Genomic DNA, 22007 nt, shown 5'->3' with positions numbered 1-22007 from the left:
GCACCTGCGCCGGCACTACCACTTCGGCCCGGCGAAGATCGTCATGTACCTGGCCCGCTACCACGACGTCACGATCAGCGTGTCCGGCGTGTGGCGCATCCTCAAACGCCTCGGCCTCAACCGGCTGCCTGCCTCCCAGCGCTACCAACGCCACGACCGACGCTGGAAGCGCTACGAGAAGGCCCAGCCCGGGCACCGCGTCCAGATCGACGTCAAGTTCATCGAAGCCCTCCCCGGAACCGACGCGAAGCCGGGGAAGGACGCGGCTGCAGCGCCCGCGTCGGCGTCGAGCTCGGAGCACATCGTGGAGACCACCGGGCTGACCGCGCGCCGCCGGCGCCGCTACTACCAGTTCACCGCGATCGACGACTGCACCCGGCTACGCGTGCTCAAGGTCTACCCGCGCGCGGACCAGAAGACCGCGGTCGCGTTCCTCGACCACGTGCTGTCCCGGCTGCCGTTCAAGGTCGACGTCATCCAGACCGACAACGGCGCGGAGTTCCAGTCCGCGTTCCACTGGCACGCCCTCGACCAGGGCCTGCAGCACGTCTACATCAAGCCCCGCACACCCAGGCTCAACGGGAAGGTGGAGCGCTCACACCGCATCGACGCCGAGGAGTTCTACCGGCTCCTCGAGGGCGTCGTCATCGACGAAAGCAAATCCTTCGACGACAAGCTGCGCGAGTGGGAGGACTACTACAACTACCACCGCCCGCACGGCGGGCTCGGCGGCCAAACCCCCTATGAGAGGCTCCTCCAGAAGACCACCAAGCCCACCGCCCAGGCGTAACCAGCCTCTGTCAGTTGCACATGTGTCACATGTCCTGAGCGCAGACAAGTCGCCATAGCGACTATCGCCACTCACGAGCGCTGAGCTGCGAAAACGGCCCCGCACCCAGGAGGGTGCGGGGCCGTCGTCGCGCGGGTCAGCTAGTTGATCGCGCGGTCCAGGCGGACGTTGGCCCGCCGGCCCTTCAGCGTGGTGACGCCCCGGAGCGAGCGTAGGACGTCGTCCGCCGCGTGCTCGGGGATCTCCACCAGGGAGTGCCGCTCGTGGATCTGGATGGCGCCGATGTCCCGGCCGGAGAGCCGGGACTCGTTGGCCAGCGCACCCACGATGTCCTGCGGGCGGACGCCCGCGGCGCGCCCGGCGGACACGAACAGCCGGGTGGCGCCCTCCTTGGGCGGGCGCGGCCCCTGGCCCCGGCCGCCGGGGCGGCCGCCCTCGCGGAAGCCGCCTCGGTCACCGCGGTCACCGGCCCGGTCCCTGGGGCCACCCCGACCCTCGCGGGGGGCGTTGAGGGTCGGGATGTCGATCTCGTCGTCCGCGGAGGTGGTGCCGGTCCGGGCGAGCCGGACCGCGGCGGCGGCGATGTCCATCGGGTCGAACTCGTCGCCGAGCGACTCGACCATGGCGAGCACGCCGTCGGTCTCGGCGTCGGCGTCCGTGCGCAGGTCCGCGACGAGCTGCTCGCGCAGCTGCACGCGGGTGCGCTCCAGGCGCGCCGCGTGCAGGTCGGCCACGGTGGGCACCGGGGCGATCGGCACGGACTTGCCGATCAGCCGCTCGATGTTGCGCAGGTGACGGATCGCGCCGGACGGGACCAGCGTGATCGCCACGCCCTCCCGGCCCGCACGCCCGACCCGGCCGATGCGGTGCACGTAGGCCTCGGGCGACTTCGGCACGTCGTGGTTCACCACGTGCGACAGCTGCTCGATGTCCAGGCCGCGGGCCGCGACGTCGGTCGCGACCAGCAGGTCGGTGCGGCCGTTGCGCAGCCGCTCGACCACGCGGGTGCGGTGCTCCTGGTCCATGCCGCCGTGCAGCGCCTCGGCGCGCAGGCCGCGGCCCGTCAGCGTCTCGGTCACGGCGTCGACGTCCGCGCGGGTCCGGCAGAACACGATGGCGGCGGTGGGCCGCTCGAGCTCCAGGATCCGGCCGAGCGCGGTGGTGGTGTGGGTGCGCGGCACCATGTACGCGGTCTGCCGCACGCGCGGCGCCTCGCCGGCCGGCGACTCCTCGCGCGCGATCCGCACGGTCACCGGACCGCGGAGGTACTCGCGGGCCAGGGTCTCGATCCGGCGCGGCATGGTGGCGGAGAACAGGACGGCCTGCCGCTCGGCCGGGGTGGCCTGCAGGATCGTCTCGATGTCCTCGGCGAAGCCCATGTCGAGCATCTCGTCGGCCTCGTCGAGGACGACGACCTCGAGCGCGTCCAGGCTCAGCGCGCCACGGTTCATCAGGTCGATCGCGCGGCCCGGGGTGGCCACGACGACGTCGACGCCCCGCTTCAGGGTGCCGAGCTGCGGGCCGATCGGTGCGCCGCCGTAGACGGTCAGCACGCGGGTGCCCAGCTTCGAGCCGTAGCGGCCGATCGCCTCGCCGACCTGCATGGCCAGCTCGCGGGTGGGCGCCAGGACGACGCCGAAGGGGCGCCGCTCGTCGCCGCGGTCGGTCTCGGTGAGCCGCTGCAGCATCGGCAGCGCGAACGCCGCGGTCTTGCCGGTGCCGGTGGCGGCCTGGCCCAGGAGGTCCCGGCCGCCGATCAGCGACGGGATGGACTCGGCCTGGATGGGGCTGGGGGTCTCGTAACCGAGCTCGTCGAGCACCTCGACCAGCCGCGGGTCGAGGCCCAGGGCGGAGAAGGCGTTCGGGGTGTGATCCTCGGTGAAGTCGTTCTGGTCGTTCTCGGGCAGGTCAAGCAGGGTGTTCACTCAGTTCCTCGTCGCAGCGGGGTGGACGGCCGGAGTGTCCGGTCGACGCACCCGCGGAAGTAGCCCGCGGGCCCGGAGCGGCAGAGTTCACGTGCCGAAGAAGGACCAGTTGGGGCTCTCGGCTGACGTCATCGCTGACAGCCGACCGCCCCAGTGTCGCACGGCGGGTCGCGGGAGATCACGGCGGGCGGTTGTTCCGCCCCTCACGTTCGTCCCAACGCGCCCCGCCCCGCGGGTGTTCCGCCGCTCACGATTCCACCGCGCGTTCACCCGAGCAGGGCAGCCTCGACCGCGTGAGCATCTCGTTGCCCCCGGAGCTGCGCGCCCCCGCGAACCTGCGTGACCTGGGCGGACTCCGCACCGCGTCCGGTCGGCAGGTGCGCCCCGAGGAGCTGCTGCGCAGCGACGCGCCCCGCCCCGGCGACCTCTCCCCCGTCACCCCGCGCACCGTCGTCGACCTGCGCACGGCGGCCGAGACGAAGGGCGCGCCGCACCCGCTGGCCGGCGTCGCTCGCGTGTTCGAGGTGCCGCTCGGCGCGGAGCTTCAGCCCGGCGCCGTCGCCGCCATGGCGGAGCACACGCTGTCCTCGGCCTACCGGCTGCTCGTCGCCAACGCCGCGGCCGAGCTGTCCGGGATCGTGCGGATCGTCGCCCGCGAACCCGGGCCCGTCCTCGTGCACTGCGCCGCCGGCAAGGACCGCACGGGCATCGTGATCGCCCTGCTGCTGCGGCTGGTCGACGTCCCGCGGGCCACCGTCGTGGCGGACTACCTGCGCACCAACGACAACCTCGACGGCCTGTGGGCGCGGCTCGAGGCGGCCGGCACCCACCGGCGTGCGGACGTCCGGGGGCTGGGCGGCGTGGATCCCGAGGCCCTCGAGGAGGCCCTCGACACCATGGAGTCGCACCCCGGCGGGATCCGCGGCTACGTGCTGGACCACGGCGTGGACCCCGAGGACCTCGATCTCCTGCAGCGCCGCCTGCTCGCCTGAGCCCGACCGCACCCGTGAGTGGCGATGGTCGCCAGAGCGACCATCGCCACTCACGAGGTCACTTGAAGCCGGCCCGCTTGAGCGCGTCCGCCATGGCGTTGTTCACCGGGGCGGGGCGCTGCTCCTGACGGCGCTGGCCGCCGCCCTGACCACCCTGCCCGCCGCGGCCGCCCTGACCGCCCCGGCCCTGACCGCCGCCGCCGTCCTTGCCGCGGCCCTGACCGTCCCGGCCCTTGCCGCCCTGACCGTCCCGGCCACCGGGCCCGCCACGGCCGGCACCCTGGCCACCCTGGCCGCGGCGCTGCCCGCCGCCGTGGCGGTCACCCTGCCCGCCGCCCTGCCGGTCTCCCCGGCCGCCGCCCTGGCCCGGCTCGTCGTCCAGGCGCAGGGTCAGCGAGATCCGCTTGCGGGCCTCGTCGACCTCCAGCACCTTGACCTTGACGACCTCGCCGGTCTTCACGACCTCCGCCGGGTCCGACACGAACTTCGCCGACATCGCGGAGACGTGCACGAGACCGTCCTGGTGCACGCCCACGTCGACGAACGCGCCGAACGCCGCGACGTTCGTCACCACGCCCTCCAGCACCATGCCCGGACGCAGGTCCGCGATCTTGTGCACGCCCTCGGCGAAGGTCGCGGTCCGGAACGCGGGCCGCGGGTCCCGGCCCGGCTTCTCCAGCTCGGCCAGGATGTCCACGATCGTCGGGAGCCCGAACCGGTCGTCGACGAACCGCTGGGCCTGCAGCGTCTTGAGCTTCGTGGCGTTGCCGATCAGCTCGTCGATCGAGATCTTGGACGCCTCGACGATCCGCCGGGCCACCGGATACGCCTCGGGGTGCACGCCGGACACGTCCAGCGGCTCGTCGCCGCCGCGGATCCGCAGGAAGCCGGCGCACTGCTCGAACGCCTTCGGGCCCAGCCGCGGGACGTCGTTCAGGGCGGTTCGGGAGGTGAACGGCCCGTTGGCGTCCCGGTGCGCCACGATCGCCGCGGCGAGGGACTCGCTGATCCCGGACACCCGGCGCAGCAGCGGCGCCGAGGCCGAGTTGACGTCGACCCCCACGGCGTTCACACAGTCCTCGACGACCGCGTCGAGCGAGCGCGAGAGCGAGGACTCGGGCAGGTCGTGCTGGTACTGGCCGACGCCGATGGACTTCGGGTCGATCTTCACCAGCTCGGCGAGCGGGTCCTGCAGCCGGCGCGCGATCGAGACCGCGCCGCGGATCGACACGTCGAGGTCCGGCAGCTCGGCCGACGCGTACGCCGACGCCGAGTACACCGACGCACCCGCCTCGCTGACCATGACCTTGGTCATCTTCAGGCCGGGGTTCATCGCGACGAGCTCACCGGCGAGCGCGTCCGTCTCCCGGGAGGCGGTGCCGTTGCCGATCGCGATGAGGTCCACGTCGTGCTCGGTGGCCAGCTTCGTGAGCGCGGCCAGCGCGCCGTTCCAGTCCTTGCGCGGCTCGTGCGGGTAGATCGTGTCCTTGGCGACGACCTTGCCGGTCGCGTCGACCACCGCGACCTTCACCCCCGTGCGCAGGCCCGGGTCCAGGCCCATGGTCGCGCGGGTGCCCGCCGGGGCGGCGAGCAGGAGATCGCGCAGGTTGGAGGCGAAGACGGCGATCGCGCCCTCCTCCGCGGCACTGCGCAGCCGCACCCGGATGTCGATGCCCAGGTGCAGCAGGATCCGGGTCCGCCAGGTCCAGCGGACGACCCCGGCCAGCCACTCGTCGGCCGCCCGGCCCTGGTTCGAGACGCCGACGTGGGCGGCGATCAGCGTCTCCCAGTCCCCGGCCTTCTCGGGATCGGGATCCGGCTCCAGTGTGACGTCGAGGACGTCCTCCTTCTCGCCGCGGAACACCGCGAGGATCCGGTGGCTGGGGAGCTTGGTGAACGGCTCGGAGAAGTCGAAGTAGTCGGAGAACTTGGCGCCCTCGGTCTCCTTGCCCGCGCGGACCGTGGAGACGAGCACGCCGCGGCTCCACATCCGCTCGCGCAGCCCGCCGATGAGGTCCGGCTCCTCGGAGAAGCGCTCGACGAGGATCGAGCGGGCGCCCTCCAGGGCCGCGGCGGCGTCGGCGACCTCGTCGGTCGTGTACCCCTGGGCCGTCTCGGTGGGGTCGAGCGTCGGGTCGGCCAGCAGCGCGTCCGCCAGCGGCTCGAGGCCCTGCTCGCGGGCGATCATCGCCTTGGTGCGGCGCTTGGGCTTGTAGGGCAGGTAGACGTCCTCGAGCCGGGCCTTCGACTCGGCCGCGACGATCTTGCCCTCGAGCTCGGGGGTGAGCTTGCCCTGCTTGCGGATCTCGTCGAGCACCGCGGCGCGGCGCTCCTCGAGCTCGCGCAGGTAGCGCAGCCGTTCCTCGAGCGTGCGGAGCTGGGCGTCGTCGAGGCCGCCGGTGGCTTCCTTGCGGTACCGGGCGACGAACGGGACCGTGGAGCCCTCGTCGAGCAGCCCGACGGCCGCCGTCACCTGATGGGTGCGCACACCGAGCTCGTCTGCGATCCGCTGCTCCACGGTGAGCAACACGGCGGGCTGGGGGGTGGGGACCGAACCTGTCACGCCCCCATCCTCCCCGGACCGCTCGCGCCGCGGAACGCCCGGGGTACCGCCGCGCGAGCCGGGCCGTGGTAGCCCGGCGAACCGCACCGTCCCTCCCGGCGTGGCGAGGCACGAACCCCCCGCGAGTGGGGGGTCAGGCGAAGGTGACGCTGCCCGTGATCGCCGGGTCGGCGCCCGGGACGCCGCAGGCCAGGTCGGATCCGTCCGGCTTGCCCGTCGCCACCACCGGTGCCCCGCAGAACGCGGGGCGGCGCAGCCGGTACGAGAACTCCGCCACCCGACGGTCCGGGGCGAAGCGGCGCGGCAGCTCCAGCAGCATCAGGGCCAGCAGCGGGCCGTGGACCACCAGGCCGGGGAAGCCCTCGACGTCGCGGGTGTACGGCAGGTCGTGGTGGATCCGGTGGGCGTTGTAGGTCAGCGCGCTCATCCGGAACAGCAGCACCTCGTCCGGACGCAGGACGGCCTGCCACTCGTCGGGCGCGGCGGCGGGCGGCTCGACCGGCGACGGGGCGGACGGTGCGGCGGCCCGCGCGGCGCCCGGCTCCTGCTGCCGGTACACGATGTCCTGCTCCTCGACCTGCACCACCTCGCCGTCGCGGAGGTACTCGTTCGTCAGGGTCACGAACAGCATCTCGCCGCTGCGCCCGGACTTGGGCGTGATCGAGGTCAGGCCGCTCCGGCGGACGATCTCGTCCCCGATCCCGATCGGCGCGGTGATCCGCAGCCGGCCGCCGGCGAACATCCGGCGGCGGTTCGGGACCGGCGGCAGGAAGTGCCCCTCGCGGGTGTGCCCGTCCTCGCCGAGCTCGGCCGTGGTCGGGAGCTCCAGGAAGTGGAAGGCCGTCCACAGCGGCGGGAGCGAACCGGTGGGCGGGGCCTGGTCGAGGAGCCCCGCGAACGCCGTCGACGGCTCGGGCCGGATCGTCTCGACGACCTCGACGGGCGCGGGCTCCCAGCCGCGGATGTGCTCTTCGATCGACATGTCTCTCCTGGTCGTACGGGGTCGTGAGCGGAGATGTCCCATGGTGGGCACCCGCCTCACAGGGTGAAGAGGGCCACGGACTCCATGTGGTGGGTCATGGGGAAGGCGTCGAAGGAGCGCAGGGCCCGCAGGCGGTAGCCGCGGGCGGTGAGGAGGCCGACGTCGCGGCCGAGGGCCGCGGGATCGCAGGCCACGTAGACCAGCCGCTGCGGGGCCGCGGCGACCAGGGCCTCGATCATCTGCTTGCCCAGGCCCTTGCGGGGCGGGTCGGCGACGACGACGTCCGGCGTCGGCAGGCTGCCGACGGCATGCTCCACCCGGCCCACCCGGAAGCGCACCTGCGGCAGGTCGCGCAGGGCCCGCTCGCCGTCCAGCACCGCGTCGCGCGAGGACTCGACGACCGTCACCGATCCGTCGGTGCCCACCTGACCGGCCAGGACGGCGGCGAACAGGCCGACGCCGCCGTAGAGGTCCCAGGCCGTCCCGCCGCGCGGCGCCTGCGCCCACTCCTCGACGACCCCGACGAGCGTGTCCGCGAGCGCGGGATGGACCTGCCAGAACGCGCCCGGCGAGAGCGCCCAGTCCCGGCCGGCCGCGTGCTGGTGGGTGCCGGTGCCGACGTGGCGCCAGCCGCTGTCGTCGACCGCCACGTCGATCTCGGAGCCCGGTTCCCAGGACTGCTCGAGCAGGTCTGGCAGCATCTCGCTCGGCGCGAGGAGGCAGTCCGCGATCGGGACGACGTCGTGGCTGTGGTGGGCGCGCAGGCCGGCGCGGCCGTCCTCGTCCACCGCCAGCCGGATGCGCTGCCGCCAGCCGAGCGGCCCACCGGGAAGCTCCTCGACCACCACCTCCGACTCCACGCCGCCCAGCCGCGAGAGCTGCTCGCGCAGCACGGCCGTCTTCAGCGACCGCTGCGCGGCCGGCGCGACGTGCTGGAAGTCGCAGCCCCCGCACCCGCCCGCCCGCGCCCAGGTGCACGGCGCCGGGACCCGGTCCGGGGACGCCTCGAGCACGGAGATGGCGTCCGCCAGGCAGAACGAGCCGCCCTGGTCCGAGGTGACCACGGCCCGGACCCGCTCGCCGGGCAGCGCGTGCCGCACGAACAGCACGCGGCCCTCGTGCCGGGCCACGCAGTGCCCGCCGTGGGCGACGGCCCCGACCTCCACCTCCAGCACGCGGTCGGTCCAGTTGAGCACCTCAGTGGACGGGGTCACTCGGTTCCTTCCGGGCGGGGTTCTCGCCCGGCAGCTGCTCCATCGACGGGTAGCCCCGTCGCGAGGCACCCGGGGCGAGCAGGGGCGACAACGGCTGGGAGTTGGCCGACGAGTCGAGCTGCCAGGGCACGCTCGTCACCATCACGCCGGGCTGGAACAGCAGCCGGCTCTTGAGCCGCAGCGCGGACTGGTTGTGCAGCAGCTGCTCCCACCAGTGCCCCACGACGTACTCGGGGATGAACACGGTGACGACGTCGCGCGGGTTGTCCGAGCGGATCCGCTTGACGTACTCGAGCACCGGCCGGGTGATCTCGCGGTACGGCGACTCGACGACCTTGAGCTTCACCGGGATCTTCCGCCTGCCCCACTCCGAGACGAGCTTCTTGGTGTCCGCGTCGTCGACGTTGACGGTCACGGCCTCCAGCACGTCCGGCCGGGTCGCACGCGCGTACGACAGGGCCCGCAGGGTGGGCTTGTGCAACGTCGAGACGAGGACGACGGCGTGGTTGCGCGAGGGCATCACGGTGTCCGCCTCCCCCGCGACGAGCTCGGCGGACACGCGGTCGTAGTGCTTCTGGATGGCCACCATGAGCACGAAGAACCCGGCCATGGCGACGATCGTGATCCACGCGCCGAGGGTGAACTTGGTGATCAGCACGGTGAGCAGCACCAGGCCGGTCATGATCGCGCCGAAGCCGTTGATCGTCTGGGAGCGGCGGATCCTGCGCCGGGCCGCGACCTCCGTGACGCCCAGCAGCTCCCGGTTCCAGTGCCGCACCATGCCCGCCTGGCTGAGCGTGAACGACACGAACACGCCCACCGTGTACAGCGGGATGAGCCGCGTGACCTCCGCCTGGAAGCCGATGACCAGCACGATCGCGAAGGCGGCGAGGATCAGGATGCCGTTGGAGAAGGCCAGCCGGTCCCCGCGGGTGTGCAGCTGACGGGGCAGGAACCGGTCCTGGGACAGGATCGAGCCCAGCACCGGGAAGCCGTTGAAGGCCGTGTTGGCGGCCAGTGCCAGGATCAGCGCCGTCATGATCACGACGAAGAAGAAGCCGGGCCGGAAACCGGAGAACACGGCGTCGGCGAGCTGGGCGACCATCGTCTGCTGGATGTAGCCGGGCGGCGCGTCCGGGAACTGGTGCACGGGATCCTCGGCGATCTGCACGCCGGTGAGCCTGCCGAGGGCGAGCAGCCCCAGGAACATCGAGACCGAGATCACGCCCATGATGAGCAGGGTGCTGGCGGCGTTGCGCGACTTGGGCTTGCGGAAGGCCGGGACGCCGTTCGAGATCGCCTCGACGCCGGTCAGCGCCGCCGCGCCCTGGGTGAAGCTGCGCAGGGTCAGCAGCACGAGCGCCAGGCCGGTGAAGGTGTCGCCCTCCGCCACGAGGTGGAGATTCGTGCTGGCCGTCGTCACGTCCTGGCCCAGGATGAGCACCCGGGTCAGGCCCCACAGGATCATCGAGCCGACGCCGAGCATGAACAGGTAGACGGGTACCGCGAAGGCCGCGCCCGCCTCCCGGATGCCGCGCAGGTTGACCGCCGTGAGCACCGCGATCGCGAGCACGGCGAAGATCACCTTGTGCTGGGCCACGAAGGGGATCAGCGCACCGATGTTCGCCGCGGCCGCGGAGATCGACACCGCGACGGTGAGCGTGTAGTCCACGAGCAGGGCGCTCGCGACCGTGAGCCCCGCCTTGCGGCCGAGGTTGACCGTGGCGACCTCGTAGTCGCCACCGCCGGACGGGTAGGCGTGGACGTTCTGGCGGTAGCTGGCCACGACCGTGAGCAGCACGATCGCGACCGCGATGCCGATCCACGGGGACAGCGCGTAGGACGTGACGCCGGCCACCGACAGGGTCAGGAAGATCTCCTCCGGGGCGTAGGCCACGGAGGACATCGCGTCGGAGGCGAACACCGGGAGGGCGATGCGCTTGGAGAGCAGGGTGCTCTGCAGGCGGTCGCTGCGTTGGGGCCGGCCGACGAGGATGCGCTTGACGGCGACGCCGAGCTTGGACACGGGCCGAAGCCTATGCTCTTGCCCGCACACCGACGCGATAGCGTGCGCCGAGTGCCCCCGGGCGGCTTCCCGCCGTCCGATCGGGACCCGAGCACCACGCTTTCCACCACGTCCGAGCCCGGAGGGCCCACCGACCGATGTACGTCGTGATCATGGGATGCGGACGGGTCGGTGCGTCGCTGGCCGCGGGCCTGGAACGGCTCGGCCACGAGGTCGCGGTCATCGACCGGGACACCCAGGCCTTCCGCAGGCTGGGGCCGGACTTCCGGGGCCGCCAGGTCGTCGGGTTCGGCTTCCACCGCGAGGTCCTGATCGAGGCCGGGATCGAGAAGGCGGACGCCTTCGCCGCCGTGTCCTCCGGCGACAACTCCAACATCCTCTCGGCCCGCGTGGCCCGCGAGACCTTCGGCGTGGAGCGGGTCGTCGCCCGGATCTACGACGCCAAGCGCGCCGCCGTGTACGAGCGGCTCGGCATCCCGACCGTCGCCACCGTGCCGTGGACCACGGACCGCTTCATGCGGATGGTGCTCCCGGACGGCGTGGCGACGGCCTGGCGCGAGCCCGCCGGCACCGTGGCGATCCTGCCGCTGCCCCTGCACGAGGACTGGGTGGGCCGGCCGATCCGCGAGCTCGAGGCGGCCGCGAACTGCCGGGTCGCGTTCATCGTCCGCTTCGGCACCGGTGTGCTGCCCAAGCCGGACACCGCCGTGCAGGCCGAGGACACCGTCTACGTCGCGGCGGTCTCCGGCACGGTCTCCGACGTCACCGCCGCCGCAGCCGCGGCCCCCGACGAGAACTGACAGAAGGTCGACATGAGGGTCGCGATCGCCGGGGCCGGCGCCGTCGGGCGCTCCATCGCCCGCGAGCTGGTGGAGAACCGGCACCAGGTCATGCTGATCGAGCGTGAGCTCGACCACATCGACCCCGCGGAGGTCGAGGAGGCGGAGTGGGTGCACGCGGACGCGTGCGAGCTCCAGTCGCTCGAGGACGCGGGCGTCGAGAGCTGCGACGTCGTCATCGCCGCGACGGGCGACGACAAGGTCAACCTCGTCGTCTCGCTGCTGGCGAAGACCGAGTTCGCGGTGCGCCGCGTGGTCGCCCGGGTCAACGACCCGCGCAACGAGTGGCTGTTCGGGGAGAACTGGGGCGTCGACGTCTCGGTCTCCACGCCCCGCCTGCTCGCCGCGCTGGTCGAGGAGGCCGTGGCGGTCGGCGACCTGGTCCGGCTCATGACGCTGCGCCAGGGCCAGGCCAACCTCGTCGAGGTCACGCTGCCCACGGACACCCGCCTCGCCGGCAGCCCGGTCCGCGACCTGCGGCTGCCCCCGGACTCCGCCCTGGTCACCATCCTGCGCGGGGGCCGGGTGATCGTGCCCCAGCCGGACGACGGCCTGGAACCGGGCGACGAGCTCCTCTTCGTCGCCACCGCCGCGGTGGAGGAGGAGATCCGCAGGGCGGTCGTCGAGGCCTGAGCTCCGGCCCCGGGTCGTGGGGGCCTGACCCATGCCCCGAGGCCCCGCGGTGATCACCAGGACGTGGGTGCGGATTCTCCATGATCATCCGACCCTGTGGTCCTGATGATCACTGACGGGGGTGATCAGAAGGACACGGGTGCGGTACGGACCGCCCCCCGGCGGGTTCCGGCGGCGCCGGGCGATGAGTTCGGGACGGCTGGCCGGTCCACCCGAGCATGACGGACACGCTCGTCTCGCTCATCCACACCGAACGGGCCGCTCTGGCGGACGATCTCGCCGGCCTGACGGACGCGCAGTGGGCCGCGCCCTCGCTGTGCGACGGCTGGTGCGTCGAGGAGGTCGTGGCGCACCTGACCTCGGCCGCGACCATGACCCCGGCCCGCTGGATCCGCAGCATGCTCCTCGCCGGGTTCCGGCCCGCGGTGCACAACCGGCGCCGGACCGCCGAGCACCGCGGCGCGACCCCGGCGGCGACGCTCGCCCGGTTCCGCGAGGTCAGCGCGTCGACCACGGCGCCGTCCGGGCACACGGCGGCCTGGCTGGGCGAGGTCGTGGTGCACGGGCAGGACGCGCGGCGGGCGCTCGGACTCGCGTCCGGCCCGTCGGTGGGGTCGGCCACCGAGGTGGCCCGCTTCTTCGTGTCGCGGAACTTCGCCGTGCCGAGCGCGCGGAACGCGGCCGGGCTCCGGCTCGAGGCGACGGACGGGCCGTTCACCGCAGGCGCGGGCCCGATCGTACGTGGGAGCACGGAGGCGCTGGTCCTGGCGATGGCCGGGCGGCCCGCGGTGCTCCCCGACCTCACCGGGGACGGCGTCGCGGTGCTGCGCGCCCGGATCGGCGGACCGGGCCCGGGGCCGGCACAGAGCTCCGCCGGCTGAGGCCGGGTACTCCGGCAGCAGCTCAGGGCGTGATCGCCGTCTCCGTGCCCGCACACCCCTCGCGGGTCCGGCAGAGCACCCGACCGCCGATCACGGCCCCCGCGTCCGCCGGCGTGGTGACCGGTGAACGGCGTTCGGTTGCGGTGACGCATGTCGGAGCTGCCTGACGACACGGAACGGCGATCGTCGTGTCCACCTGGCGGTCAGGTGGTGGCGGCCTTCTCGGCGTTCTCGGCCCGGCGCACCGCCACGATCGTCACGACGATGGCCACCGCGAACAGCGGATAGCCCATGACGAGGCGGGCGATACCCAGCCAAGTGTCCTCGTCGGCGTTGTAGAGCAGGCCCTGGACCACCAGGCGGGCGGCGAACACCAGCGTCCAGACCGCGCTCGCCCACGTGTAGGCGCGCAGCATCCGCCGGTCCTTGCGCCAGCCCTGGCCGTGACCGTTGATGCCGTTCCAGATCACGCCCGCGAGCGGCCAGCGCACGATGATCGACACGAGGAACGCCAGGGCGAGCCCGGCGCTGTAGAGCAGCCCTGGCAGGTAGAACCCGCGGGCCTCGCCCGTCCGGTAGGCGATGAAGGCGCACACGCCCACGCCGACCAGGCCGGAGATCGCCGGCTGGAGGGGCTGCTTGCGCGCGATCCGCCAGATCGCGACGAGCACGCCCGCCGCGATGGCCGCGATCAGCGCGGGCCTGAGGTCGAAAAGGATGTTGGCGACGACGAACACCGCGATCGGCACCGTCGACGAGATGATGCCCGGGACGCCACCCATCTGCTCCATGAGCGTGGGCATCGACCGCTCGGCCGGCTTCGCGCCCTCGGTGCCGGCAGCGCCCTCGACCGGCGCGATGCGCTCGGTCTCGGCGGTCTCCGCGGGCTCGTGCCCGGGGGCGCCGTCCGCCCGGCCGATCAGCTCGGTCTCGGCCGTCGCATGCCCGCCCGGCTGCGGTCCCCGCGCGGGGACCGGGCCGGGCACCTGCGGCAGGGGGCCGGTCTCGGCCTCCGGGTCGGGCCCGGCCGGGATCCGCGGCAGGCGGGTCGTGGCCGCGGAGTCGGGGCCGTCCGGCCCCGGCGGCGTCACTGCGCCTGGCAGATCTCGTAGTACGGGTTGTACAGGACCTTCCGGCCGTCCCTGACCGAGATCCGGCCGCGGACGCGCATGGTCCGGCCCGGTTCGATCCCCGGGATCCGGCGTCGACCCATCCAGACCAGCGTCACTCCCTCGCTGCCGTCGTACAGCTCCGCCACCAGCTGCGCGGTGCTGTCGTCCTCCGGACAGAATTCCACACTCCGGAGGCGGCCCAGCACGGTGACCTCCTGACCGCACGCACAGTCGCTCGCCCGCTGGGCGCCCGACCGCTCGGCGTCCTCGGTCAGGTCGTCCGCATCCAGGACGTCCACGTCGCTGGTGAGCTTGCGAAGCATGCGGCGGAACGACCCACCGTCCGTGCTGCCCATCTCTCTCCTCGGCTGCTCGGGCGCGGGCCGTCTCCCTCGAACCGGCCGCTGCCCGCACCAGGGTAACGCGCCGGAAACCTGATGTGTGCCCCTCGCCGGGTAGCTCCGACGCGTCCGGGTGACCCCGTCGCCCGGCGTCGGTGAACGGCGCGTACGCAGCGGTGACACGCGACTCGTCCGGACGGGCGAGACCGACCTCAGCTGCCCGATATCGGGCAGTTCGGGCGATTCCGTCCGCGGAGCGGCACCGCCACCCAGGCGGACGGCCGGTGGTGACATTGGTCGCACCGCGCGCCGGTCGCCGGAGGTGGTGACGCAGTGGAGCCGGACCGGTGCCCGTGGACACCGGTCCGTGACGGCGGCCGGTGCGGATCGCGCCTCCGGCCGCCGGCCCTCACTCCCCCTCGGGCCTGCGGTGCCGGCCACGTCGGGGCTGGCTGAACAGCGACATCGGGTCGACGTCGAGGTAGGCCAGCGCGGGGCGGCTGTCGGGGCCACCGCCGTGCCGGGCGGGCTCGACGGGGTCGGCTCCGTACGTGTTCGCGCCGTACCCGTTCGAGCCGTACCCGTTCGCCGAGGTCTCCCCGTTCGCCGAGCTGTGTCCGTTCGAGATGTACCCGTTTGCCGAGCCGTACCCGTTCGCGCCGTACCCGTTCGCGCCGTGGCCGTTCGCGCCGTGGCCGGGGTGGCCGTTCGGGCCGTGCCCGTTCGACCCGGCCCGGTGGCTGCCACCCTGCCCGGGACGGTAGTGACGGCCCCGGGGCACGCCGCCCGGGCCCGGGCGGTCGGCGGCACGGTCGTCGGCCTGCTCCGCCATGAGGGCGTCGAACAGGCTGGTCGGGACGTCCTCGGGCGTGTCCGGTCCGGACGGCACGACCGTGTAGCCCGACGGATCACCGCCGTACGACGGTGCCGCGGGTGCGGCCTGCTCGCTGTAGCCGTAGAGCGGCAGCCGGCCGGAGTCGCGGTCGACGACCTCGTACCCGGGCGCGGGCGGGTAGGCGTCCTGCGACGGCCGCGAGACCCCGGGCGTCGTGGGTCCGCCGGCGAACGCGGCCGGAGCCCGGCCACCGACGTCCTGCCCCCCGAGGGCGACCGGATCCTGACGACCGGGTGCATCCACCCCGTACGCCGGCGGAACCGGACGACCGGACTCCTCCGTCCCGTACGGAGCCGGAACCGGACGACCGGGCTCGTCCGTCCCGTAGGCCGGCGGGACCGCCGGACCGCTCGCCCCGACGGCCGGGAGCATGCGGGTCTCCCCGACCGGCGGCGCCGGCTCCTGCACCCCGAACCCGCCGGGTCCGGCCGCCGGACGGACCGGCGCTCCGGGACCCGACATCGACTGCCCACCACCGAGCTGCCCACCACCGAGCTGCCCACCACCGAGCTGCCCACCGCCCGGCTGCGGACCGCCGGCCTGAGGGCCACCCGTCTGCAGACCGTTCGCCCGGGGGCCACCGACCTGCGGTGCCCCGGCCTGCCACCCACCGGACTGGGGACCACCGGACTGCGAGCCACCGGACTGCCACCCACCGGACTGCGAGCCACCGTGCTGCGGCCCACCGAGCTGAGGACCTCCCAGCTGGGGACCACCGAGCTGAGGACCACCGGGCTGGGGACCGCGGGGCCCCTGCCCGGCGACCGCGGGCGGCGGGCCGTACGGCCCAGGGCCGCCCTGCCCGACACCACCGGGGACCTGGCCACCCGGCCCGTGGGCGAACCCCGCCGGAGCCGGCGAGGCCCCACCCTGGATCGCAGGAGCCTGTGAGAACCCACCGTGAGCGGCGGGAGCCTGCGGGAACCCACCCTGGGCGGCGGGAGCCTGCGGCAGCGGAGCCCGGTCCGCCGGGACGTGGCCCGGGGCCTGAGGCGGGGCCTGGGGTGCAGATCCCTGCCCCACGGGCGGCACGGGCCGCACCGGCGCCCGAGCTGCGGCGGGGGCAGGTGCGACGGGGGCGGGGGCGGCGACGGCGGGCGCGGCGTCCTCGGCCGGCTCCTCCTTCGCGACCGCCCTCGTCCGCAGGGTCAGCGTGGTCTTCGGCGGCGCCGCCTCGGTGGCGGCCACCTCGTCCTGCACGATCCCGGCCGCCGAGGGCGGGTTGAGCGGCAGCACCGTCCGCGGCGGGTAGGGCGACTTCCCCCGGACCACGATGGTCCCGCGCAGCATCCGCCGGAGCTCGACGTCGAGCGCCACGACCTCCGCCGCCGGGGCCGTCGCCACGCCGTAGACCATCCAGCGTTCGCCGTCGATGCCCACGAACACCGACTGGGCGTCGGCCGTCTTGGCGTGCAGCTCGCGGCCCCACTCGCCGGTGAACGAGCGCACCTGGGCGCCGCCCTCGCGCAGCGACTCCTCGATCTCCGCGCACAGGTCCGGCCAGAGGCTCGCGGACCGCGGCGCGGCGAGCGCCGAGAGCGACAGCCGGCCGTTCGGCATCGCGATGTGGATGGCCTGGATCGGCACGCCGTCCTCCGGGTCCACTACCGACCCGCGCGGCGGCACCGGCACCTGGACGGCACCGAAGTCCCGCCGGGCCAGCGCGTCCGTCATCGCCGGATCGAGCTTGGCGACGTCGAAGGGGCCGAAGTCCGGGCCCTCGTAGGTCTCGTCGTACTCCTCGAGATCGTCCGACATCTCGGAGAGCTCGTCGTCGTAACGGACGCTCACCGGCCGTCACCTCCCGCCAACCGATCGTGTCCGCCGGTCGAGCCGTAGCCGCCCGCCCCACGATCGGAGGCGGGGAGTTCGGCCACCTCGACGAAGCGCACGTACTCCACTCTCTGAACGACCAACTGGGCTATCCGGTCACCCCTGCGGAGTGTGAGTTCTTCGTGCGGGTCGAGATTCACCAGGCAGACCTTGATCTCGCCCCGATATCCGGAGTCGATCGTCCCGGGCGTGTTGACGATCGACAGGCCGACACGGGCGGCCAGGCCGGAGCGCGGATGCACGAACCCGGCGTGGCCGGGCGGCAGCGCGATGGCGACGCCGGTACCCACGACCGCGCGCTCGCCGGGGGCGAGCCGCACGTCCGTGGTCGTGGCGAGGTCCGCCCCGGCGTCGCCGGGACGCGCGTAGGCGGGTAGGGGGATCTCGGGATCGAGACGGGTCAGCAGCACGTCGACGAGCGGCGTGACCTTCGGCTCGTGCGGGGGAGCATCGATCGGGCCGGGCACAACGGGCGACGCTACATTGGCTCCTCGTGAACGAGCACCCGTCCGCAGCCGGTCCTGCGACGTCCGGCCGTCCTGGGTTCGACGAACGGTTGAGTACGCCGCTCTGGTGGTTCCTCTTCGCCGGCGGCATCGCCGTGCTGCTCGGCGCGGAGATCCACATGGGCTACCCGGGAGTGCGCTCCTGGATCGGCTACGCCGTCCTGATCCCGCTGGCCCTGCTGGTCGTCTGGCGCCTCGGCGGCGCCCGCGTGCAGGTCGTCGGCGGTGAGCTGGTGGCCGGGGACGAACGGATCTCCCTGGAGCACGTCGGCCGGGTCCAGATCGTCCCCAAGAAGCAGAAGCAGGAGGCGCTCGGCCCGGAGCTGGACCCGCTGGCCTTCACCCTGCACCGCAGCTGGGTCGGCCCGGTCGTGCGGATCGAGACCACCGAGCCGGGCAGCCCGGTGCCGTACTGGGTGGTCAGCAGCCGCCGTCCCGAGGAGCTCGTGGCCGCACTGGGCCGCTGAACCGGCCACCGATCGGGCCGCTGATCGGGCCGCGAACGACGAGAGGGCGCCCCCGGTGGGGGCGCCCTCTGTCGTCGTCCTTCGACGTCCGGATCGGACCCGGTGCTCAGGCAGCGCAGTCGCGGCAGATGAACAGGTTTCCCCGCGTCTCGGCCAGTCGGCTGCGGTGGTGCACCAGGAAGCAGCTGCCGCAGGTGAACTCGTCCGCCTGCTTCGGCAGCACCTTGACGGTGAGCTCCTCGCCCGAGAGATCCGCCCCCGGGAGCTCGAAGCTCTCCGCCGTGTCCGACTCGTCGACGTCGACCACGGACGACTGCGCCTCGTTCCGACGGGCCTTGAGCTCGTCGAGCGAGTCTTCGGCCATGTCGTCGGCTTCGTTGCGCCGCGGTGCGTCGTAGTCGGTCGCCATCGTTCCCACCCTCGTACTCATTCTCGTCAGCACTTCGTGCCGCTGCACAACGTCTCGGCCGAGGGCTTTTGTGCCCGCCATCGCCCGTGATGCCGGTCTCACCCGTTTGCGGGAGAGGACGCGGCCCTTCCGGGCCCCGGCCGCGGTCTCCCGCACCCGGTCCCGGACTCCTGCGTCGCTCGCCTCGGCGCGCAGAGGGTAGCCGAGGGGATTCGGGCGACCCACCCACCCCCGTCGGGTCGCCGCCGGGGACCGGCCGGAGCGGCCGGATAAGGTGCCCTGCGTGGTGCTGAGCGGGTGGGCGGGAGCGTTCTGATGACGGGTTTGCGGCCCTACCAGCGGCGGCGGATGCGGCCGATGGTGATCACCGTCTCCGTGCTGGCCGCCATCGCGATCGTCACGTGGTCCGTGGTGCTCGTGCACTCGGCCGGCAAGTCCGGGGTCGCCTCCTGCAACCCGCCGGCGTCCGGCGCGGTCGGGACCGTCCTCGAGGCCGGTTCGCTCGACGGCACGGCGCCGGTGGCCCCGAGCGCGGTGAAGACGACCGTGCTCAACGCCGGCGGCCAGCGCGGCCAGGCGAACCTGGTCGCCGCGCAGCTCGGCGACCTGGGCTTCGGCGAGGCCAAGCCGCCCGCCAACGACCCCCTGCACCCCACCGGGGACCTCGAGTGCCACGGCCAGCTCCGCTTCGGCAAGGGCGGTACGGCCGCGGCGAGCACGCTGAGCCTGGTCCTGCCCTGCCTCGAGCTGCTGCAGGACGGGCGGGGTGACGACACGGTCGACGTCGCGATCGGGACGGCGTTCACGGACGTCAACCCGAGCCGCTCGGTGCGCGACGTGCTGGAGCAGCTCGGCGCCCCCGCCGCCGGGGAGACCGGCGAGGGCCAGCAGGTGGCCGCGCCGTCCGTCGACCCCCAGCAGCTCGAGAACGCCCGCAAGGCCGCCACCTGCTGATCCCGGGATCAGACCCCGGCGGCCCCGGCCGAGGCGAGCAGCGCGACCAGGGCGTCGGCGATCCCGGGCGTGGCGGCCACCGTGATCTCCGCCCCCAGCTCCCCGCCGTGCCCGCGCGGCCACACGACCGCCCCGGCCTCCTGCGCGATCAGCGCCGCGGCGGCCCAGTCCCACCAGCCGAGGCCGTGCTCGTAGAAGGCGTCGAGCATCCCGGCCGCGACGAAGCACAGCTCCAGCGCCGCGGAGCCGTTACGGCGGACGTCGCGCACGCGCGGCAGCACCGTCCCGATCATCCGGGCCTGCCGGGCCCGCCGCTGCGCCGAGTACGCGAACCCGGTGCCGAGCAGCGCGAGCGACAGGTCCGTCTCGGCCGTGACCCGCAGCGGCCGGCCGTCGCACGTCGCCCCCTGCCCGGCCGCGGCGCTCCACACCCGTCCGCTCGCGGGCTCCACCACCGCCCCGGCCACCGACACCCCGTCGACGACGGCGGCGAGCGACACGGCGTACGCCGGCTGCCCGTACAGGTAGTTGACGGTGCCGTCGATCGGGTCGACCACCCAGCGCGCCGCGGCCGCGTCCCCGGCGGCCTCCTCGCCGTACACCGCCTCCCCCGGGCGCAGCTCGCCGAGACGCCGGCGCACCAGCCGCTCCACCGCCTCGTCCGACTCCGTGACGACGTCCGTCGGCGTGCTCTTGGTGCCCACCGCGCCGGTCTCGCGCGGGGCGGGCAGCGTGCGCAGGTACGCGGCCGCCTCCCCCGCCACCTGCTCCGCGACACGCCGGAGGGTGCCGAGCTCGGCGTCGTCCGGGAGGGTGGTCGGGTCCGCGCCGGGCAGGCCCGCGCTCGTCTGCGCCATGGGGCCATCCGATCACACCCTCCGGCGGCCCGCCCGCAGGTGGGAAGGGGGGCCGCCCGGCGCACGGCGAGTGCGTCCCGGCGCCCGTGACGGGCCGTCCGACCTCCCGGAACCCGCTCTGAACCGATGCGGTCGAGAAGGTCTTGACACGCATGGTCAGCGCATCGCCCGCACGCAGTTACAATGGTTCGGGAACTTCACCCCCGGGACGCGCGCCGACCCCATGAGAACGACGGCGTCCGGCGAGGCGAAGTCACCTACAAGCCAGCCGGACCGGAGCGCAGCGCGTTCACGAGCAGCGTTTCACCGCGCTCCGGCGGACCGCAAGCGCACGCAGCGAGAGGGCCTAGGTGGCAGCCGCAGACTCCGCAACCCGTACCGACCCGGCCGAGGGCATCTCGGACGTATCGGCTTCCGCGACGGCGGTACCCGCGCGGGGTCGCGCCGCGGGTACCGCGACGAAGGCCCGGCCGAAGAGCCCACGGGGGGGCTCGAAGACCGCGCCGAAGACCGCACCCAAGAAGGGTGTGAAGAAGGACGGCTCCGCCGAGGGCGACGACGACGCCGTCGACCTCGACGAGGGCGAGCTCGCCCCGGGCGACGGTGACCTCGAGGACGTCGAGATCGAGGACGTCTCCGACGACGCCGAGGACTCGGCGGACGACTCCGACGACTCCGATGACGACGACGAGGACGACGACGAGGTCGAGCCGGCCAACACCGGCGCCAACCGCCGCGCGCCGACCACCCGTTCGTCGCAGCAGAAGCCGAACGAGTTCGTGTGGGACGAGGAGGAGTCGGAGGCCCTGCGCCAGGCGCGCAAGGACGCCGAGCTCACCGCCTCCGCCGACTCCGTCCGGGCGTACCTGAAGCAGATCGGCAAGGTCGCGCTGCTCAACGCGGAGGAGGAGGTCGAGCTCGCCAAGCGCATCGAGGCCGGCCTCTACGCCGCCGAGCGGCTCCGCCGCGCGCTGGAGGCGGGCGAGAAGCTCTCCCCGCAGCTGCGCCGCGACCTGCGCTGGATCGTCCGGGACGGCGAGCGCGCCAAGAACCACCTGCTCGAGGCGAACCTCCGGCTCGTGGTCTCCCTGGCCAAGCGCTACACCGGCCGCGGCATGGCGTTCCTGGACCTGATCCAGGAGGGCAACCTGGGCCTGATCCGTGCGGTCGAGAAGTTCGACTACACCAAGGGCTACAAGTTCTCCACGTACGCCACGTGGTGGATCCGCCAGGCGATCACGCGCGCCATGGCCGACCAGGCCCGCACCATCCGTATCCCGGTGCACATGGTCGAGGTCATCAACAAGCTGGGTCGCATCCAGCGCGAGCTGCTCCAGGACCTGGGCCGTGAGCCCACCCCGGAGGAGCTCGCCAAGGAGATGGACATCACCCCGGAGAAGGTGCTGGAGATCCAGCAGTACGCCCGGGAGCCCATCTCGCTCGACCAGACCATCGGCGACGAGGGCGACAGCCAGCTCGGTGACTTCATCGAGGACTCCGAGGCGGTCGTCGCGGTCGACGCGGTCAGCTTCACGCTGCTGCAGGACCAGCTCCAGTCGGTGCTGGCCACGCTGAGCGAGCGCGAGGCGGGCGTGGTGCGGCTGCGGTTCGGCCTCACGGACGGCCAGCCCCGCACGCTCGACGAGATCGGCCAGGTCTACGGGGTCACCCGGGAGCGGATCCGGCAGATCGAGTCGAAGACGATGTCCAAGCTGCGCCACCCCTCGCGGTCGCAGGTCCTGCGGGACTACCTGGACTAGCACCGTTCGTACGAGCGGCCCCGGACCT

Annotated in this window: 19 protein-coding genes; 8 read left to right on the top strand and 11 right to left on the bottom strand. The window is 73.4% G+C overall.

Going from position 1 to position 22007, the window contains the following annotated elements; all coding sequences use genetic code 11:
• Positions 1-790 (top strand): integrase core domain-containing protein (locus ABD324_RS20565; RefSeq protein ID WP_344419367.1); only part of this gene is annotated, 790 nt, incomplete at its 5' end.
• Positions 791-930: 140 nt separating this feature from the next.
• On the opposite strand, the gene ABD324_RS20560 is transcribed toward ABD324_RS20565, so the two are convergent.
• Positions 931-2706 (bottom strand): DEAD/DEAH box helicase, encoded by a 1776-nt coding sequence (locus tag ABD324_RS20560; protein WP_425565872.1) that lies wholly within the window; start codon positions 2704-2706, stop codon positions 931-933.
• A 302-nt stretch (positions 2707-3008) separates the two neighbouring features.
• Between ABD324_RS20560 and ABD324_RS20555 the strand changes: the two genes are divergently transcribed.
• Complete coding sequence (locus tag ABD324_RS20555) at positions 3009-3707, top strand: tyrosine-protein phosphatase (protein ID WP_344419361.1); 699 nt, start codon at positions 3009-3011, stop codon at positions 3705-3707.
• Positions 3708-3765: 58 nt separating this feature from the next.
• Here the strand turns inward: ABD324_RS20555 and ABD324_RS20550 are convergent, their stop codons facing one another.
• From ABD324_RS20550 to ABD324_RS20535, 4 genes are all read right to left on the bottom strand, one after another.
• Entirely contained in the window at positions 3766-6237 is a 2472-nt protein-coding gene (locus tag ABD324_RS20550) for a Tex family protein (RefSeq protein ID WP_344419425.1), read from the bottom strand.
• 166 nt (positions 6238-6403) lie between these two features.
• Positions 6404-7252: an HTD2 family dehydratase gene (locus ABD324_RS20545; RefSeq protein ID WP_344419359.1), complete on the bottom strand. Its 849-nt coding sequence runs from the start codon at positions 7250-7252 to the stop codon at positions 6404-6406.
• Between the two features lie 56 nt (positions 7253-7308).
• Complete coding sequence (locus ABD324_RS20540) at positions 7309-8448, bottom strand: class I SAM-dependent RNA methyltransferase (RefSeq protein ID WP_344419422.1); 1140 nt, start codon at positions 8446-8448, stop codon at positions 7309-7311.
• 1 nt (position 8449) lies between these two features.
• Positions 8450-10492 (bottom strand): APC family permease, encoded by a 2043-nt coding sequence (locus ABD324_RS20535; RefSeq protein ID WP_344419356.1) that lies wholly within the window; start codon positions 10490-10492, stop codon positions 8450-8452.
• Positions 10493-10629: 137 nt separating this feature from the next.
• Between ABD324_RS20535 and ABD324_RS20530 the strand changes: the two genes are divergently transcribed.
• From ABD324_RS20530 to ABD324_RS20520, 3 genes are all read left to right on the top strand, one after another.
• Complete coding sequence (locus tag ABD324_RS20530; RefSeq protein WP_344419353.1) at positions 10630-11292, top strand: potassium channel family protein; 663 nt, start codon at positions 10630-10632, stop codon at positions 11290-11292.
• Between the two features lie 12 nt (positions 11293-11304).
• Positions 11305-11964 carry a potassium channel family protein gene (locus ABD324_RS20525; protein WP_344419350.1) on the top strand — a complete coding sequence of 220 codons (660 nt, stop codon included), beginning with the start codon at positions 11305-11307 and terminating at the stop codon, positions 11962-11964.
• 218 nt (positions 11965-12182) lie between these two features.
• Positions 12183-12845: a maleylpyruvate isomerase family mycothiol-dependent enzyme gene (locus tag ABD324_RS20520; RefSeq protein WP_344419348.1), complete on the top strand. Its 663-nt coding sequence runs from the start codon at positions 12183-12185 to the stop codon at positions 12843-12845.
• A 203-nt stretch (positions 12846-13048) separates the two neighbouring features.
• Here the strand turns inward: ABD324_RS20520 and ABD324_RS20515 are convergent, their stop codons facing one another.
• The 4 genes from ABD324_RS20515 to dut all read right to left on the bottom strand — a co-directional run bounded on the left by ABD324_RS20515 (position 13049) and on the right by dut (position 17493).
• Positions 13049-13936: a DUF3159 domain-containing protein gene (locus ABD324_RS20515; protein ID WP_344419345.1), complete on the bottom strand. Its 888-nt coding sequence runs from the start codon at positions 13934-13936 to the stop codon at positions 13049-13051.
• Positions 13933-14313 (bottom strand): OB-fold nucleic acid binding domain-containing protein, encoded by a 381-nt coding sequence (locus tag ABD324_RS20510; RefSeq protein ID WP_344419342.1) that lies wholly within the window; start codon positions 14311-14313, stop codon positions 13933-13935. The genes ABD324_RS20515 and ABD324_RS20510 overlap by 4 nt, the downstream gene beginning before the upstream one ends.
• A 394-nt stretch (positions 14314-14707) precedes the next feature.
• Positions 14708-16984, bottom strand: a complete 2277-nt coding sequence (locus ABD324_RS20505; protein ID WP_344419339.1) for a DUF3710 domain-containing protein — start codon at positions 16982-16984, stop codon at positions 14708-14710.
• Positions 16981-17493: a dUTP diphosphatase gene (gene dut, locus ABD324_RS20500; RefSeq protein ID WP_344419337.1), complete on the bottom strand. Its 513-nt coding sequence runs from the start codon at positions 17491-17493 to the stop codon at positions 16981-16983. The genes ABD324_RS20505 and dut overlap by 4 nt, the downstream gene beginning before the upstream one ends.
• An 89-nt stretch (positions 17494-17582) precedes the next feature.
• Between dut and ABD324_RS20495 the strand changes: the two genes are divergently transcribed.
• On the top strand, positions 17583-17999 hold the full coding sequence (locus ABD324_RS20495) for a DUF3093 domain-containing protein (protein ID WP_344419335.1): 417 nt from the start codon (positions 17583-17585) through the stop codon (positions 17997-17999).
• Positions 18000-18105: 106 nt separating this feature from the next.
• Here ABD324_RS20495 and ABD324_RS20490 read toward each other — a convergent pair whose 3' ends face one another.
• The gene (locus tag ABD324_RS20490; protein WP_232872866.1) at positions 18106-18408 is read right to left on the bottom strand and encodes a DUF4193 domain-containing protein; all 303 of its coding nucleotides are present in this window, start codon (positions 18406-18408) and stop codon (positions 18106-18108) included.
• Positions 18409-18723: 315 nt separating this feature from the next.
• Between ABD324_RS20490 and cei the strand changes: the two genes are divergently transcribed.
• The gene (cei, locus tag ABD324_RS20485) at positions 18724-19362 is read left to right on the top strand and encodes an envelope integrity protein Cei (RefSeq protein ID WP_344419327.1); all 639 of its coding nucleotides are present in this window, start codon (positions 18724-18726) and stop codon (positions 19360-19362) included.
• A gap of 8 nt (positions 19363-19370) precedes the next feature.
• On the opposite strand, the gene ABD324_RS20480 is transcribed toward cei, so the two are convergent.
• Positions 19371-20219: an inositol monophosphatase family protein gene (locus ABD324_RS20480; protein WP_344419324.1), complete on the bottom strand. Its 849-nt coding sequence runs from the start codon at positions 20217-20219 to the stop codon at positions 19371-19373.
• 350 nt (positions 20220-20569) lie between these two features.
• Here ABD324_RS20480 and ABD324_RS20475 point away from each other — a divergent pair, with 350 nt between their 5' ends.
• Entirely contained in the window at positions 20570-21979 is a 1410-nt protein-coding gene (locus ABD324_RS20475; protein WP_344419321.1) for an RNA polymerase sigma factor, read from the top strand.
• Positions 21980-22007 lie beyond the last annotated feature (28 nt).

The sequence above is a fragment of the Pseudonocardia ailaonensis genome (assembly GCF_039531635.1).
GTDB lineage: Bacteria > Actinomycetota > Actinomycetes > Mycobacteriales > Pseudonocardiaceae > Pseudonocardia > Pseudonocardia ailaonensis.
The sequence above is the reverse complement of the archived record's forward strand: the minus strand, read 5'-3'. Positions and strand labels throughout refer to the sequence as shown.

Excerpts from the sequence above, each read along its gene's own strand:
- ABD324_RS20545 (WP_344419359.1), bottom strand. The coding sequence starts at position 7,252 with ATGTCGATCGAAGAGCACATCCGCGGCTGGGAGCCCGCGCCCGTCGAG.
- ABD324_RS20530 (WP_344419353.1), top strand. The coding sequence starts at position 10,630 with ATGTACGTCGTGATCATGGGATGCGGACGGGTCGGTGCGTCGCTGGCC.
- ABD324_RS20525 (WP_344419350.1), top strand. The coding sequence starts at position 11,305 with ATGAGGGTCGCGATCGCCGGGGCCGGCGCCGTCGGGCGCTCCATCGCC.
- ABD324_RS20520 (WP_344419348.1), top strand. The coding sequence starts at position 12,183 with ATGACGGACACGCTCGTCTCGCTCATCCACACCGAACGGGCCGCTCTG.
- ABD324_RS20510 (WP_344419342.1), bottom strand. The coding sequence starts at position 14,313 with ATGGGCAGCACGGACGGTGGGTCGTTCCGCCGCATGCTTCGCAAGCTC.
- ABD324_RS20490 (WP_232872866.1), bottom strand. The coding sequence starts at position 18,408 with ATGGCGACCGACTACGACGCACCGCGGCGCAACGAAGCCGACGACATG.
- cei (WP_344419327.1), top strand. The coding sequence starts at position 18,724 with ATGACGGGTTTGCGGCCCTACCAGCGGCGGCGGATGCGGCCGATGGTG.
- ABD324_RS20480 (WP_344419324.1), bottom strand. The coding sequence starts at position 20,219 with ATGGCGCAGACGAGCGCGGGCCTGCCCGGCGCGGACCCGACCACCCTC.